This is a genomic window from Brevibacillus sp. FW306-2-1A-C05A (assembly GCF_058781555.1).
On sequence record NZ_JBYSWV010000020.1, the window covers coordinates 21,217 to 37,195 of the forward strand.

Consider the following 15,979-nt stretch of genomic DNA (forward strand, 5'->3'; position numbering starts at 1 on the left):
GGGAGGATGAAGCGTGTCTAGTGTCGATATTAACAAGCTGCTGAAGTACGCCTTTGAAAAAAGAGCATCCGACCTGCACATATCGGTAGGGACGTCGCCTGTCTTTCGGATTGACGGCGAGCTGAAGCGGCTGGATTTGCCGCCGCTCACTCCGGAAGACACCGAGTCGATGGCGCGGACCTTGATCCAGGAGCACATGTACCACAAGTTCCAGGAAAAAGGCGAGCTGGATTTCTCTTACGGCCTGGCAGGGGTGTCCCGTTTTCGGGTGAACGCGTATCAGCAGCGCGGCTGCACAGGGATCGTGGCTCGGGTCATTCCGACATCGGTGCCGACCATTGAATCGCTCTGTATGCCGGAGATTTTGCGGAAATTCTCGCAAAAGCCCCAGGGACTGCTGCTGGTAACAGGTCCGACAGGCAGCGGGAAATCGACCACGCTTGCCGCGATGATCGACTATATCAACCGCACGATGAGAAAGCACGTGATTACGTTGGAGGACCCGATCGAGTATTTGCACAAGCATCAGCTCTCCATCGTGAACCAGCGCGAGATCGGCTTTGATACAAAAGATTTTGCCAGCGGGCTGCGGGCCGCGCTGCGCCAGGACCCTGACGTGATTCTCGTCGGCGAGATGCGCGATCTGGAGACGATCAGCACCGCGATTACGGCGGCGGAGACCGGACATTTGGTGCTCGCGACGCTGCATACGTCAGACGCACCGCAGACCATCGACCGGATTATTGACGTTTTCCCCGGCAGCCAACAGCCGCAAATGCGGACACAGCTCGCTTCCGTCCTGGTCGGCATCATCTCGCAGCGCCTTTTTCCGAAGGTAGGCGGTGGCAGGACGGTGGCGACGGAGATTCTCGTCAATACCCCTGCGGTCGCCAACCTGATTCGCAGCGAAAAGGTGCATCAGATCAAGAGCATTCTCCAGACAAGCAGGGAGATGGGCATGCATACTCTGGAGATGTCGATCAAGGAGCTGATCGCAAGCGGCACGATCACGATGGAGGCGGCCCAGTATTTCCTGAATGAGAGGGTGCTGGAATAATGCCTACTTTTCAATACGAAGGCCGCGAGCGGACGGGGAAAAAGGTCAGGGGCAAAATCGAAGCCAATACAAGAAACTCTGCCATCATGGAATTGAAGCAGCAAGGCGTCCTCGTGCTGAACATGCAGGAGCCGATCAAAGGCGTGCTCGACCGCAACATCGAGCTCACCCGCCCGGTAAAAGGCAGGGACATCGTCATTTTCTTGCGCCAGTTTGCCACGCTGATTCGCGCGGGCATCGGGATCGTAGAATCGGTACATATCCTCGCTGCACAGACCGAGAGCAAAAAGCTGCGCAAATACTTGGTGGATATCGAGGTAGATTTGCAGCAAGGGACACAACTGTCCGAGGCGTGCGCCAAGTTTCCGAAGGTGTTTGAGCCGCTATTCATCAGCATGGTGCGCGCGGGCGAGGCGTCGGGGAATATGGAGCTTGTGCTGGACAGGCTGGCTACGTTTTACGAAAAGTCCTACTACACAAAGGAAAAGATCAAGTCGGCGATGGCGTACCCGGTGACCGTAGGCTTGATGTCCGTCACCGTCACGGTCTTTTTGCTGGTCAGCATTGTGCCGACGTTTGTCGATATGTTTGCAGGCTTTCAAGCGGAATTGCCGGCGATTACGAAAGCGGTCATGGGCTTTAGCAACAGCCTGGTTGAAGTGTGGTATCTCTATTTTCTAGGACTTTTGGCACTGTTTATCGGTTTTCGAATTTTTGTCAACACTTCTTATGGACGATATTACACTGACTATGGTATGTTAAAACTACCAATATTCGGCAAGCTGCTGCAAAAAGGCGCGGTAGCAAGAATGACCAGAACGCTTGCTACGTTATTTGCCAGCTCGGTTCCGATTCTGCAATCTCTCAACATCGTCGAGGGAGTGGTAGGGAACCAGCTTATCAGCAAATCCATTGGCGAGGCGAAAGAAAGCCTGCGCCAAGGTCGACCTCTGTCAGAGCCGTTCAAAAAATCGTGGGTAATCCCTCCGATGGTGTCCCATATGATTGCGGTTGGCGAAGAGACAGGTTCGCTTGATTCGATGCTGGACAAGGTTGCAGATTTCTACGAAAAGGAAGTGGAGAACTCTGTTGACAAAATCAAGTCGCTAATCGAACCAATTATGATCGTCTGTTTGTCCGGAATTGTGGGAACTATCGTGCTATCCATCATGGTGCCGATGTTTGAGATTTTCAGTCAAGTTAAATAATGGTCGGGGGAGGACATATTGTATGTTGAAAAAGATTTTAAAAAATGAGCGTGGCCTTACACTGATCGAGCTGTTGGCCGTGATTGTGATTATTGGAATTATTGCGGCGATTGCAGTTCCTTCGATTGGAAATATTATTGAAAATTCCCGCCGCGATGCTCATGTGGCCAACGCCAGAATGTTAATTGATGCAACAAAAATGAGGATAACAACCAATCAATTAGGGACTACTGACGATGATCGTAAATTCACGTTAGCTGAACTTCGGGATTGGGGGCTCATTCAAGATATTCGTGTGCCGGGTGACAATGGCAGCTATGATGGAGAAGATAGCTTTGTAAGAGTTGAAAGAGATGCTGATAATAATATATTGACATATCACGTAACTTTGGCTGCTGCAGGCAGCGCTGAGCCATTTATTGACAACGTAGAATTGCAAGAACTAACGAGAGCAGTAGTTGATTTGGATAGAAACGGTACACCAGACAACGCGCAGTAATTCACTTTGCAACTTCCTTCTCAAATATCGAGAAGGAAGTTTTTTGCAGCTTAGAAGCAGTTGGCAGCTTGCTCGCTAACACATGCCCGACACGACTTCCAACCTAGAGGTGAAGAAATGCTCCAACTACCACTCTCCATAAGCTTCTTCCTCCTCGGCCTCCTCTTTGGCTCCTTCTACAACGTAGTTGGGCTGCGAGTGCCAAAAAAACAGTCCATCATTTACCCGCCGTCGCATTGTCCGACCTGTAAGCGGCGGTTATTGCCCGGAGAATTAATCCCGGTTATTTCCTATCTTCTCGCAAAAGGAAGATGCAAGGGCTGCAAGACGGCGATTTCTCCGCTCTATCCGGTGATGGAGGGCTTGACGGGGCTTGGTTTTGTCCTTGTCTATTTGCGGTACGATCTGACCTGGGAGACGTTGCTCGGGATGTTGTTTGTCTCCCTGCTGTCGATCATCACGGTGGCGGATTTGACGTATCGGCTGATCCCGAATAAAGTGCTGCTGCTGTTCTTTTTGCTTTTTCTCGTCATGCGCTTTTTTTGGCCCTATGGCGATGCCAGCTATGTAGCGCATTTGATCGGGATGGCGGCAGGGTTTTTGTTCTTTTTTCTGCTTGCAGTCATCACGCGTGGCGGGATGGGGGGCGGCGATACCAAGCTGTTTGCTGTGATCGGGATGTTTCTGTCGCCGACGCTGTTGTTTTTGACCGTGTTTCTCTCCTCGGCCTTTGGCGCCTTGTATGGACTGTTTCTGCTGGCGATTCGCAGGGCGACGCGCAAGTCGATGATTCCGTTTGGGCCGTTTATTGCGCTGGGAGCCGTCACCGCCTATTTATACGGTTCGGCTATCGTGGACTGGTATTTATCTTTTTATTAAGCCATCGGTCTGCCACTATTTACGGCAGGGTGGAGGCGAGCTTTGTCTAATTTAGTAGAAAACAAGAAATGCATTTCCTAGCATCAATAGAAAGGGTGGAGTCGAATGGGGGTCCATCTGCCGTTTCTCCCGTCCAAAAAGAGAATTGGCATTACGATAGAAGATGACGGGATTCGCGTCGTCGAAACGTCGCAGAACGCAGGAGCTGTCCAGGTCCACCAGATGGGCATGATTCCGTTGGAGCGAGGTTTGCTTGTCGGCGGGAAGATTATGAACCAGCAGGCGCTGGAGCAGCAACTGTCCGCAGCCAAAAATCAGTTACTATTGAGCGGGAACAAGGTGTGCCTTGCCGTACCGAGCTCGTTTGTCGTCATCAGGAAGATCGCTTTGCCGCGAGTGCCGGATAAGGAAGTTCGCCCCTTGATCGAGATCGAGCTGGAATCATCCGTTCACTTGCCGTTTTCCCGTCCTTATTTTGACTATTACAAGCTGCCGAAAAACAATGTGTGGGCGCTTCCCAACCAATTCTCCGCCGAAAAGCTCGGCTCGGGAGAGGAGGAGCAGTATCTGGTCATTGCGGCGCCGGGTGAGCTGATTGACCAGTATTTGTCGCTTTTGAAGGTGCTCCGTTTGGAGGCGACTTCGGTTGATATCGAGCCGTTGGCGTTGCATCGGCTTCTGACCAGTGGCGGGATGGAGCTGAGCCGGAACATGCTCGTGGTGCAGCTCGGGGTACGCTCCATCAATGTCGGCATTTTTGAAGGCGATATTCCGGAGTTTTTGCGCAATATTCCACTTGACCTGGAAAATTACAAGAACAGTGCAGACGAGAACGAGCCGTCGACCAAAGAGCTGCTGCAATTCCTTGAACGCCGCAGCGCCTTTTCCAACTTTGCGGAGGAGTTGGCACGAGAGCTGGAACGGGTAATTAACTTTTACCAGTTCTCCTTGAAAAACGGGATAGTCAAGCTGGACACGATGTACCTCACAGGCGACTTTCCCGACCTGGATAAAATGGTCAGGTTTTTGCGCGAGCGACTTCCTCAGTTGAAGATCGCGCCGCTGCCGCTAGAGCACATTGAGCACGTAGGGGCAAACCAGGCAATGCTGCAAGCCTTCTCTGTGGCGCTGGGATTATCTTTGAGAGGTTGAGGGCTATTGGTTACGATAAATCTGCTTCCGCGAAAGAAGCGGTTATTTACCGCCTCGCATATCGTATTGTCAGGAATCGGCTTGACGTGGGTAGCTGCTGCCAGCTTTCTCTGGCTCACGTATGGCTCAACGAATGAGTCGGTCACTCTCTTGAAACAGGAAATCAAAATGAAGGAAACGGCGATTGCTGCCCTGCAAAAACAGGCGGTAGCCGTGCAAGCGGACGACTCGCTGGATCAGTATGTGCTTTTTTCCGAGCGGATGCAGCAGTTGTTTTTGCCGACGAACCTGCTCATGGACGAGATAGCGCACGCTTTGCCCGAGCATGGCCGCCTGGACAGCATCAAGTATAGCTTGAGTGGCAGCATTGAACTGGAAGGCAGCTTTGAGCAGTATGAAGATGTTGCTGCGTACCTCCACAATTTGCAAGCCTCTCCCTACGTCGTGAAAGCGGAAGTTACCAGCATCAAGGCGAGAGAAATCAAATGGCAAGGCCCTGTAGATGACCAGGGAAAACCGCTGTCGGCCATTTTGAGCACCGTTGGCGGAAAGCTGCTCCCTCGCTATACTGCTTCCCTGAAAATAAAGGCGATTACTGTTGATTTGCAAGAGCTGGTTGCCAAGGAGCAAGCTGCCGCAACAGGAAAAGCCGAAGTGAAGAAGTAAGAGGAGGGGAACCGTTGCATGGGAGAAAAGACGCGTCAGATTGCACTCTTCATCTTTGCGTTATTGTTCGCTGCCTTGGCAGGGGCTTACTATTTATACATCGTACCTGTTACGGACCAAAAGACGAGCTTGCAGGTGCAGCTTGAGAAATTGAAACAAACCTTTGACCAGTTGCAAAGCGCACAGGCGACGGAGCCGACAACCCCAATGGTGATCTCCAATAAAATCCTGGAAGCGATCCCGGTTAGGCCGTATGCGGATCAGCTTATCAAGGACCTGGAGAGGCTGCAATCCGTCAGCCAGATTTCGATTGAAGAAGCCTCCTTTTCCGAGCGGGAAAAACTGTCTGCAAAAGAATTGGCTAATCAGCTCACCTACATGGATCAAGCTGAGGGGGGAGAAGCGCAGGCAACACTCGAAGGAGAGGTACAAAAGCTTGATGAAAAAGCGCAGAAGATCGCCAAGTCCGCGCAAAATGCGGGTTCATCGGCCGGACAACCAAAGCCGGCTGCCGGGAAAGAAGAGCGCCAGGTGAAGGCGGAAATGATTGAAAAATACTTGCCGCCAATTCCTTTTCATAGCGTGGAAATTTCCCTCAAGATCAAAGGCGATTACAAGGAAATTTATCGCTTTGTGAGCGAAATGCAAAAGATGTCGCGTTATTTGCGTGTCGATCAGCTCGACTTCAAATCGAACCAAAAAGACGAGTTTGTCATTCCGGAAGACACGAAAATGGTCGCAACCGTCAAGCTTACGAGCTACTTTGCGCCCCAGTTTGAAAAGGATCTGGAAAAGCTGCCAGCCGTGCAGGTGGAAGGGCCTGCGGGCAAGTGGGACCCGATGCAGTACGAAACGGTCAAAAAAGAAGAAGCATCTGTCGGGACCGCTGCGAACGAAGCGAACTAGCCGTACAAACCGCAACTGATAAGAGTGAAGCCTCCCAGCCTGTTAGGGAGGTTTGTTTTCGATAGAAAAAGGCTGACAGTTCAAGTTGCTGCCAGCCTTTTTCCGCTTGATTTATTTCCCTGGCCGTTCGACCGGAGTTTTGTTAATGATGTAATAGCTAATAATCAAAATCAGAATCACGCCGGAGTAAATCAGCGTGTTGAGCGGGCTGTGGTGATCCACGATAATCAGACGAACCATAGCCGTTATGCCGATGTAAAGAAAATAGCGCAGGGGAAAATGGTAGTTCTCGCGAAAGTACTTGACGATCATGGCAATAAATTCGAAGTAGAGAAAAAAGGCAATGATGGCTTCGAGAAATTCGTTCAGCGAGGAATCGCTCGAGATCATCATTTTCCCGAAGTGGATCAGCTCCTTGCCGAGCAGCACGACGAGGATGACGGCCAGGATAATCAGGGCGAGGTTGAGGATCAGTTGGAGCAGGGACGGAACGGAGAAATGCTTGATAACGGCTTTGACATGGTTCATGACGGTGGCCTCCTGTGGAAAAAATAATCGGACAAACACAACCGTTACAATATGTTATACAAATATAATTAAAATTCAGAATATAATCAACACATCTAGCGAAAGTGACATACTATTTACACAATCAAAAGTGAAGTCTCCCTTCGCACAAAATGGCTGGCTCATAAAGGCGAAGGGCGGTATCATTTGTGACAAGACTGTCTGAAAGGAGCGAGCCTTTTTGAATCAGCATCAAAACCAGAACCATGCCATCGCCGTCATTTCTGACATACATAGCAATGTCTTCGCGCTCGAGGCGGTTTTGCAGGACATTGACGCGCGGGGGATTCAGACGATTGTGAACCTCGGAGACGCGCTGTTTGGCCCGATTGCCCCGGTGCAAACCGCGGAGCTGCTGATGCGGCGCACGGATGTCGTCCACATTATGGGCAACTGCGACCGCTATTTGCTGGAGGGGGTGCTGGCTTCCCCCACTTTTCAGCATGTGAAGCCGCTGCTGCGCGAAGACGTGCTCGACTGGCTCCGCACGTTTCGCAAGCAGTGGGTTTACGAGGACCTTTTGTTCTGCCATGGAACGCCTTTTGCGGACGATGAGTATCTCATGGAGCGGGTCGCTCCGTACGGGACTGACGCGAAAAGCGTCACCGAACTGATGATTGAGCTGGCGAATGTACCGCAGAACGTCATTTTTTGCGGACATACGCACGTGCACAGATCGGTGTGGCTGCCGGATGGAAAATGGATCGTCAATCCGGGGAGTGTCGGGCTGCCCGCTTACTTTGAAGAGAAGCCCCATCCGCATTTCATGGAGTCGTTGACCCCGCACGCGAAGTATGCGACGGCCACGCGCCAAGGAGACTCCTGGAAAGTGGAGCACATCCTGCTTCCGTATGATTATGAAAAAGCGGCCAAACTCGCAGAGGAAGCCGGGCGCATGGACTATGCCCATGCGATCCGGACGGGCAGAGCGCGGTTGTAAAACGAGCATAGCGGCCGAGGGCCGGGCAACAAAAAAGGGGGGCACGTCGATGTGCTCCCCTTTTTCTTCTATATGTCATGGAGTCATTGACGCCGTACGCCAAGTATGCGACGTCCACAAGGTGAAATTCTCCCTTTACCAAAAAAAGAGAAAGTACCTTGGATTTCACACCTAAAAGTAGTTCTCCAAGATACTTTCGAAATTTGGATTAATTACTTGTAAAATTCTAAATCTGAGTCACTCGTATAATACGGGCAATCATCGGCCATATGTTCTACTAATCCTAATTGCCCCCATTTGGATTTAACTTTAATCATACTTGCTTGATCTTTTCCAGGTGCAGGTGGGCCAGAATAAACTGTCGTAACTATCCCAGTGTGTTCATTACCTCTTACATCGTAGTAAATTTTGCTATCTCCAGAAGCAGAACTCCTTTTTTTATAACTCCCATCTGTCATATAGGCGCCAGGGTCATTCATCCAATATTTGTTGCTAGAAGAAGTACTGTACCAAGCATAGGAATGACAATTGTAATTTGTTGTAGCTGATCTTAGGAGAGTAGTACGAGGATATGCCCTTTCAACCTCCCGATCCAGAGCTTTAATCTCCGCAGAAGATAAACGTTCCCCTAGTTGCAACACTTCCACCTTAGTGCCCTTTGGTGTCTTTACATATATAGCAGCCGCTGCCCGTTTTGGTTCTTCCGTAAGCTCTTCCACTTCTTCTACTTCGTTTGGAGATAACTTCTCTTTAATCTCACTTTGTTCTAAAATAATTTCAAGATTCTTCAAGTCTAACATTTCATCTGAAGATGCTTTCTTAACTCCCTTCGATTCTTTTGTCACTTTGTATTTCTCAAGTAGCTTCGAAGCAGCATCTTCTCTTTTCAGCAGTTCCTTTAGACCGTTGAAATTGGATGAAACAGCAGAAAAACCTTGTTCAAAAGAATCGTATGCATACATGTCGATCAGGAACGGATAGTCTAAAACAGTTTCAACAAGCTCTTCGGTTGACAATTGTTCCAAAACATCCTCAGGTATTTGGCTTACCTTTTGGCGTTCCATTTTGCTTTCAAGTGCTTTCCACTCAGTTGTTCCGGGTTTCACGGGGTACTCATATCCGCCAACTTTTTCTGCACTAGCAGGTGCGACTAAGCTTATCGCTAATAAAAACACGGGCAAAGCTCTCTTAAATAATTTCATACCTTTCCTTCCTTTTCATACGATTTGGAAAAAATAAAGAAATGGTCAATCTTGAAAGTTGTTCTAAAATCTAACCTCCCATCGCATTAGATTTCATATATGGTTTGATTCTTTGATGAGCAAAAATGATTATCTGTTTCCTTAGTTCAAATGAGCAACTTTGTTTCAATTCGAAAGCATTAGTAAGCATCTGTTTTTATTACAAATCCAAATGGATATTCCTTATCATCTTTATAAGCATTGATTCGAAAACCTCTATAAACCGTTTGAGACGGTTCATCGTTCGAATTTAAAGCAGAAGCGAAGTGCTTCTCTAATTTGAATTGATATTTATTGTCTATCCGGGTAAAGGCAACATTCTTGATTTCTTTATCCGTATATAATTGTTCACCTTTAGAATTTAGGAGAATGTCCAAAATAGTTATGTTATCATATACTGTTTCACCAAAATCGATGGTAACTGTCTCACCGTTTTTGTAGTATTTAATCTCTTGGGGAACTGTTGGGTCAAACGCAAATTTGAATTGGTCTTTGAGATTTTGATTACCGCTTAATTCATATAATTTAATAGTGTCTGCTCCAATCATTGCACTTCCCTGCTTGCTAATTGGATTTTCAGTGACACTACTATTCTCTTCCTTATTGTCAGTGGCCCCCCCACATCCGCTAATTCCCACTAAGATCAACAATGATAATAGAAAGTTTTTTAACAGGTTCATCTTCGTCACCCCATTTAGGAATTGTCATGTTTCTATTTGTGAATTCTATTGTGAAACAAAATCCATAAAAAATATATCATAATTGGAATTAACAGGGAACATGACCTGCGTTCTATTTCAAAATAATGTAAAAAATCCTTTATTCAAGAGAGTTCTCGAAATCGTATTGAACTAAAACAAGCAGCTTTGTACAGTTCCCATACGAGTTCCCTTGCCCGCGAGTGCTCCTGGAAAGTGGAGTACGTCCTGCTTCCCTGCTTCCGTATGATTATGAAAAAGCGGCCAAACTCGCAGAGGAAGCCGGGCGCGTGGACTATGCCCATGCGATCCGGACGGGCAGAGTGCGGTTGTAAAACGAGCATAGCGACCGGAGTGTCGGGCAACAAAAAAGGGAGGCACGTCAATGTGCTCCCCTTTTTCTTCTATAATATGTCTTACTCTCAAGCTTTTCCTGTAGCCTGCGCACCGTCCCATTCGGCGGTACTTGTCGCCCGCTTTTCGTTTTCGGACGATTTCTTTTGCTCCGGCTTGTTTTGGCTGCGCAACGGGATTTCTTTCAGGAACAGCGCGATCACGACCGCAAAGCCAGCGACAATCGCTCCGGTCAAAAAGGTGGTCGTAATGCCGTAGCTCATCGCTTCGCGGATCGTGTCCAGCATGTGGGCAAACACGGTCTGCGACTCAGGCGGCAAGCTGTGCAGCGCCGCTTCGATTTTGGGCTGATCGAGCAAATTTTGTGGATTGGTGAACAGCGACAGCTTTTCAGCCAACGCCGGATCGGCAGGCATCGAGGCAGCGCCCTGGCTCATGGTAGGCGAGAGCTGGTTCATTTTTGCAGACATGCTGGCGCTCATGACGCTGCCCATGACGGCAATTCCGATCGTACCGCCCAGGTTGCGGAACAACTGGGAGGTAGCGGTGGCGACACCCAGCTCCTGCGGTGCGACTGCGTTTTGCACAGTCAAGGAGAAGACGGGCATCGCGATGCCCATGCCCAGGCCGAGCACGATCATGTACAGCACGAGCAAATAAATCGGCGTGGTCGGCACCATGAAGTACATCAGCACCATGCCGAGCGTCATGACGAGCAGCCCGCTGATCGCCATCTTTTTGTATTTGCCTGTTTTGGTCATCAATTGTCCGGCGAGCGCAGACGTCACGAGCATGGCAATCGACATCGGCATGGCGACGTAGCCTGCCATGGTAGGCGAGATTCCTTTTACGCCCTGGACGAAAAACGGAACGTAGATGATCGCTCCCATCATCCCGGCATTCAGGAAAAAGCCGACCAGATTGGAGACGGTGAAAATGCTGTTTTTAAACAAGCCAAGCGGCAGCACAGGTGTTTTTACCCGCGTCTCGACCCACAGGAACACGAGCAAGGACACGACGGTGACAGCCAGGAGGCCGAGAATTTGCCAGGAGCCCCAGGCGTATTTGTGCAGGCCTTCTCCTGCCCAGGAAAAAGCAAGCAGCATCGGAACGATGGTCGTCGTCAAGAACAGGGAGCCGAAGTAGTCGACGGATTCGCCCTGGCGTTTTTCCACCTGCGGAAAATGAAGCAAAATCAAGGTGAAGGCGATCAGCCCGATCGGCAGGAAAATCCAGAATACCCAATGCCAGTCGAGATGATCGACAATATATCCGCCGAGGAGCGGACCCGCGACGCTGGAAACGCCGAATACCGCGCTCATGACTCCGGTCCATTTGGCTCGCTCGCGAGGCTCATACAGGTCGCCCATGGCGGTGAAGGCGGTGGACATGATGATACCGGCACCTGCCCCTTGAATGGCGCGATAGGCGATCAACTGAAAGATCGTGGCGGAAAAGCCGGATAGCAAAGCGCCGATGCTGAACAGCCCGATCCCGGCCAAAATAAACGGCTTGCGCCCGTAAATGTCCGACAGCTTGCCGACCAGGACGGAAGCGATGGTGGAAGTCAGCAAGTAAATGGTGATGGCCCAAGAGTAATAATCCATGCCGCCCAGCTTGGCGATAATGCGCGGCATGGCGACGCCGATGATCGTTTGGTTGATCGCGGAAAAGAACATCGCCGTGATGATCGCGATCATGATCGTCACTTTCTTTTTTTCGGTTAACCCGTTCATGCGTGATTCTCCTCTCTTCGCTGTTCGATGTTAAGCAAGACTTGCCTGTAGATGCGGTTCAGGTGCTGAAGGTCTTCTTCCGACAGCCCGGCAAACAAGTCTCCGATCGTTTTTTTCAGTTCCACTCTGTATTGCTGCAAAATCGCTTTTCCCTTCTCGGTAATTTCCAGGTAGACTACCCGGCGATCGTGGCTGACCCGGCTGCGGCTGGCGTAACCGCAGGCGATCAGTTTATCGGAAAGGCTGGTCACTGCTCCGGGAGTGATCTGCAAAAGCTCGGCCAGAGCCGACGCTTTTTGCGGACCGTTTTTATCCAGCATCCGCAGAAGCATGGCTTGCGACGCGGAGACGAGCGGGTCCAGCCGCTTGTGCCATTTTGCTGAGACACTTCGCTGCACCTGGATGTAGAGCTGTTCAAAATCAGTAAGACCGGATTGGCTCGGCATGCTAATCGCTCCTGTTTTAAATGTAAAATAATATACATGGTTAATAATTAAATACTTGAAACATTAATCAGTGTAAATGTTCTGCTCGGGGATGTCAAATCTACCTTTTACCAAATGAACCAGTTCATTCGATGAAAATCGAGGTGTTTCGCCAAAAATCGGGAAAAAAGTCGAGTTTGCCGGAGGGATTTCATGGAATTTTCTGAGTTGTGGTGCTACAATCAAGTTTGTCGTGTTTGGCATCATGGAAAAAGAGATAGGTGGGGATTTTTTTGTTCGGAAAAAAATGGACCAGCGCATTGCTGGCAACGGCGCTGATGATTCCGCTGCCCGCATTCGCTGCGCAAGGAACGAGCCAGGCGGCGGGACAAGCCTCTGGTCAGGCGACTGCGGATGCTGCGAAGCAGGCAGTCGTGCAGCCGGCCGATGTCGTGTTGTCGGGCGGCGCCGTGTACACCGTGGACAGAAACAGAAACTGGGCACAGGCTGTCGCGATTCGCGGCGGCGAGATCGTCTACGTAGGCACGGATGAGGGCGCAAAGGCGCACATCGGGAAAAGTACGAAGGTAACCGACTTGAAAGGGCAAATGGTGCTGCCAGGCTTCATCGACAGCCATACCCATGCAAGCAAAACAACCGGGCTGATCTATTCCATCGACCTGTTTGACGCGGGCTCGATGGAGGAGTACACAGAGGTGGTTTCCGCGTTTGTCAAGGCGCATCCACAAGAAGTAGCCTTGCAAGGACGCGGCTGGAGCAATCCGGTAGCGCCGGGGATCGGTCCGCGCAAAGAAGTGCTGGACGCCATCGTGCCAAACATTCCGATCGCTCTGACCTCGGATGACGGACATTCTCTGTGGGTCAATTCCGCCGCGCTGAAACTGGCGGGCATTACAAAGGAAACGAAAAATCCGGAAGGCGGCATTATCGAGCGCGATCCAGAGACAGGCGAACCGTCGGGAACGCTGCGCGAAAAAGCAATGGATCTCGTGCTGTCCAAAATCGGCGGCTACACCGTGCAGCAGTACAAAGCGGGAATCGAGGAGTATCAGCACAAAGCGGTTGAGCGCGGCGTGACGACTGTCCGCGACCCGGACATGCTGCGCTATCCGAACGTGCTGGAAGCGTATGAGGAGCTGGCTCGCGAAAACAGGCTGACTATCCGTTTTCGCAATGCCATCACCGCCAACCCGGACAAAGGACCTGAGCAGATTGCCGAGTTTGTGAAAATTCGCGAGCGCAACCAAAACCCGCTGTTCCAGGTGAACGCCGTCAAAATTTTCATGGACGGAGTCGTCGAAGGCGCTACTGCATACCTGGAAAAGCCGTATGAGCACAAGCACACGAACGGCGAATTGATCTGGAAGCCAGAGGTGTACAACAAGACGGCAGCGGCCGCTGACAAGGCGGGCTTCCAACTGCACGTTCACTCCATCGGCGACGCTTCCACCCGGATCGCGCTGGATGGCATGGAGTACGCGGAACAGCAAAACGGCAAACACGATGCCCGTCACTCGCTCGTTCATTTGCAACTGGTCAACCAGGAGGACATCGCCCGCTTCAAAAAGCTCGGAGCTGTCGGCATCGTGCAGCCGTTCTGGTTCATGCAGGAGGACGGCTACTACGACGAGATCGAGGTGCCGTATCTCGGCCAGGAGCGCGCAGAAAAAGAATACCCGATGAAAAGCTTCCTGAATCAAGGCGTGCATGTAGCGTCCTCTTCGGACTACATCGTGACGCCTGAGTTCAATCCACTCCACGGCATCCAGCAGGGCATTACGCGCATCGAAGACGGCGTGACCGATCCGGCGAAAATCGCCAATCCGAATGAGCGCGCCACCCTGCCTGACATGATCGCCAGCTTCACGATTGACGGCGCGTACGCCAACCACGTCGACGACATCACCGGATCGATCGAGGTGGGCAAAAAAGCGGACCTGATCGTGCTGGACAAAAATCTGTTTGCGATCCCGGCTACAGAGATCAAGAATGCGAAAGTCGTGCTGACCTTGGTAGAAGGAAAAGAAGTGTACAGCCTGAAAGCTGCTGCTGCAAAATAAACCAGCCCCCCAAAAATGGCCATCCGTGCTGCGATGGCCATTTTTCTTTTGGCGATGCGTTGGCTTTTTTTACAAATTCAGCGGGATTTTGTATGTTGGTCGGGGAATCGGTCAGTACATGCCAAAAGCTGAATAGGAAAAGAAAGGGAGAGAGAAAATGCTGCAAATACGCAGAGCACACGTGGACCAGGCAGGCGCACTGAGCGACCTCTGTTTTCGTTCCAAAGCCTATTGGGGCTACAGTGACGCATTCATGGAGGCATGCCGCGAAGATTTGACGGTGACGCCAGATTACATAGAGACGGGGCTTGTGATTGTGCTGGAAGACGAGAATCGTCTCTTAGGGTTTATGGGACTGGAACAACTTGAGGAAAGCGGCCGCTGGTTGCTGAAGGATTTGTTTGTCGAACCAGACGCAATCGGTAAAGGCTATGGAAAAACATTGTGGGAGCACATGCGGAAGCTAGCGAAGGAGTTGCGGATTGGCAGCCTATTGATCCATAGCGACCCGCATGCGGAAGCGTTTTATTTGGCGAGGGGAGCAAAGCGCATCGGGGAGAGAGACAACAGCGACAAAGCCATCCCGTTAAGGATAACGGACGGCTTTTTTGCATTCCAAAGCGCTTGGCGCCCTCCGGAACCAGCCAACCTTACCTTTCCCCTTCCACGACCTTACAAAAACGAAAGCGAACTGTAAGGTAGATCAATAGCTCCCTATATGGAAACGAGTTACAGTAAATAGCGAAGAGAACCACGGTAGGCAGCCGAATGCCAAAAAAACGAATGGAGGAACAACGAGTGAGTACAGCCGTACTGGAAGTCAAAAACGTCCAAAAAATATACGGGACAAAGGGCGAGAGCCAGTCCCACGCCTTGAAGGGCGTATCGCTGACGATCGAAAAAGGAGAGTTCGTAGGAATCATGGGCCCGTCCGGCTCGGGGAAAACGACGCTCCTGAACGTCATCTCCACGCTGGATCGGCCATCGGAGGGCTTCATCCAGATAGCCGGAACGAACATTACACAAATGAAACAAAACCAGTTGGCCGATTTCCGCTCGCAAAAGCTCGGTTTCATTTTTCAAGATTTCAACCTGCTGGAAAATTTGACGGTGTACGAAAACATCGCGCTGCCGCTGTCGCTGCAGGGCGTGCCTTCCAAAGAGATCAGCGCCAAAGTGAACAAGGTCGCGCAAACGCTTAGCATCAGCGAGATTTTGCAAAAGTATCCGGTGCAAATTTCCGGGGGACAAAAGCAACGCGCTGCGGCGGCGCGCGCACTGGTGCATGAGCCGGCGATTTTGCTTGCGGACGAGCCGACGGGTGCGCTCGATTCGAAAAACGCGAAAAGCTTGCTGGAAACGATGTCCGACCTGAACGAAAACCACCAGGTGTCGATCATGATGGTCACGCACGACGCTTTTAGCGCGAGCTACTGCAAACGCATCCTGTTCATCCAGGACGGCAGCTTGTACACCGAAATTCACCGCGAAACGGACCGTCAGCAATTTTTCAAACAAATTTTGGATGTACTGGCTGAGCTGGGTGCAGCTCATGATGGGCGCTAGGAGG

The 15,979-nt window shown here is 50.7% G+C and carries 16 protein-coding genes; 11 read left to right on the top strand and 5 right to left on the bottom strand.

Features of this window, described 5'->3' with window-relative positions:
• Positions 1-13 precede the first annotated feature (13 nt).
• The 7 genes from AC3WJN_RS13780 (at position 14) to AC3WJN_RS13810 (ending at position 6,367) form a co-directional block, all read left to right on the top strand.
• The gene (locus AC3WJN_RS13780; RefSeq protein ID WP_005830885.1) at positions 14-1,057 is read left to right on the top strand and encodes a type IV pilus twitching motility protein PilT; all 1,044 of its coding nucleotides are present in this window, start codon (positions 14-16) and stop codon (positions 1,055-1,057) included.
• On the top strand, positions 1,057-2,265 hold the full coding sequence (locus AC3WJN_RS13785; protein ID WP_005830883.1) for a type II secretion system F family protein: 1,209 nt from the start codon (positions 1,057-1,059) through the stop codon (positions 2,263-2,265). The genes AC3WJN_RS13780 and AC3WJN_RS13785 overlap by 1 nt, the downstream gene beginning before the upstream one ends.
• A 22-nt stretch (positions 2,266-2,287) precedes the next feature.
• Positions 2,288-2,764: a prepilin-type N-terminal cleavage/methylation domain-containing protein gene (locus tag AC3WJN_RS13790; protein ID WP_007780133.1), complete on the top strand. Its 477-nt coding sequence runs from the start codon at positions 2,288-2,290 to the stop codon at positions 2,762-2,764.
• A 117-nt stretch (positions 2,765-2,881) separates the two neighbouring features.
• Positions 2,882-3,643: a prepilin peptidase gene (locus AC3WJN_RS13795; protein ID WP_007780131.1), complete on the top strand. Its 762-nt coding sequence runs from the start codon at positions 2,882-2,884 to the stop codon at positions 3,641-3,643.
• A 105-nt stretch (positions 3,644-3,748) separates the two neighbouring features.
• The gene (gene pilM, locus AC3WJN_RS13800) at positions 3,749-4,795 is read left to right on the top strand and encodes a type IV pilus biogenesis protein PilM (protein WP_005830877.1); all 1,047 of its coding nucleotides are present in this window, start codon (positions 3,749-3,751) and stop codon (positions 4,793-4,795) included.
• A gap of 6 nt (positions 4,796-4,801) precedes the next feature.
• Complete coding sequence (locus AC3WJN_RS13805) at positions 4,802-5,461, top strand: PilN domain-containing protein (protein ID WP_005830874.1); 660 nt, start codon at positions 4,802-4,804, stop codon at positions 5,459-5,461.
• 18 nt (positions 5,462-5,479) lie between these two features.
• Entirely contained in the window at positions 5,480-6,367 is an 888-nt protein-coding gene (locus tag AC3WJN_RS13810) for a type 4a pilus biogenesis protein PilO (protein WP_007780126.1), read from the top strand.
• Between the two features lie 111 nt (positions 6,368-6,478).
• Here the strand turns inward: AC3WJN_RS13810 and psiE are convergent, their stop codons facing one another.
• Positions 6,479-6,895: a phosphate-starvation-inducible protein PsiE gene (gene psiE / locus AC3WJN_RS13815; RefSeq protein WP_005830870.1), complete on the bottom strand. Its 417-nt coding sequence runs from the start codon at positions 6,893-6,895 to the stop codon at positions 6,479-6,481.
• A gap of 220 nt (positions 6,896-7,115) precedes the next feature.
• Between psiE and AC3WJN_RS13820 the strand changes: the two genes are divergently transcribed.
• Positions 7,116-7,874: a metallophosphoesterase family protein gene (locus AC3WJN_RS13820; protein ID WP_007780123.1), complete on the top strand. Its 759-nt coding sequence runs from the start codon at positions 7,116-7,118 to the stop codon at positions 7,872-7,874.
• Between the two features lie 212 nt (positions 7,875-8,086).
• Here AC3WJN_RS13820 and AC3WJN_RS13825 read toward each other — a convergent pair whose 3' ends face one another.
• From AC3WJN_RS13825 to AC3WJN_RS13840, 4 genes are all read right to left on the bottom strand, one after another.
• Entirely contained in the window at positions 8,087-9,076 is a 990-nt protein-coding gene (locus AC3WJN_RS13825) for a hypothetical protein (protein ID WP_005830866.1), read from the bottom strand.
• A 179-nt stretch (positions 9,077-9,255) separates the two neighbouring features.
• A complete protein-coding gene (locus AC3WJN_RS13830; RefSeq protein ID WP_035316968.1) occupies positions 9,256-9,795 on the bottom strand; it encodes a hypothetical protein in 540 nt (179 codons plus the stop codon).
• A gap of 440 nt (positions 9,796-10,235) precedes the next feature.
• Positions 10,236-11,903 carry an MDR family MFS transporter gene (locus AC3WJN_RS13835; RefSeq protein ID WP_007780113.1) on the bottom strand — a complete coding sequence of 556 codons (1,668 nt, stop codon included), beginning with the start codon at positions 11,901-11,903 and terminating at the stop codon, positions 10,236-10,238.
• Positions 11,900-12,349: a MarR family winged helix-turn-helix transcriptional regulator gene (locus tag AC3WJN_RS13840; protein ID WP_005830858.1), complete on the bottom strand. Its 450-nt coding sequence runs from the start codon at positions 12,347-12,349 to the stop codon at positions 11,900-11,902. The genes AC3WJN_RS13835 and AC3WJN_RS13840 overlap by 4 nt, the downstream gene beginning before the upstream one ends.
• Positions 12,350-12,621: 272 nt before the next feature.
• Between AC3WJN_RS13840 and AC3WJN_RS13845 the strand changes: the two genes are divergently transcribed.
• From AC3WJN_RS13845 to AC3WJN_RS13855, 3 genes are all read left to right on the top strand, one after another.
• The gene (locus AC3WJN_RS13845; protein ID WP_007780109.1) at positions 12,622-14,409 is read left to right on the top strand and encodes an amidohydrolase; all 1,788 of its coding nucleotides are present in this window, start codon (positions 12,622-12,624) and stop codon (positions 14,407-14,409) included.
• 157 nt (positions 14,410-14,566) lie between these two features.
• Positions 14,567-15,106, top strand: a complete 540-nt coding sequence (locus tag AC3WJN_RS13850; protein ID WP_007780106.1) for a GNAT family N-acetyltransferase — start codon at positions 14,567-14,569, stop codon at positions 15,104-15,106.
• An 86-nt stretch (positions 15,107-15,192) separates the two neighbouring features.
• Entirely contained in the window at positions 15,193-15,975 is a 783-nt protein-coding gene (locus AC3WJN_RS13855) for an ABC transporter ATP-binding protein (RefSeq protein ID WP_193373876.1), read from the top strand.
• Positions 15,976-15,979: the final 4 nt, after the last annotated feature.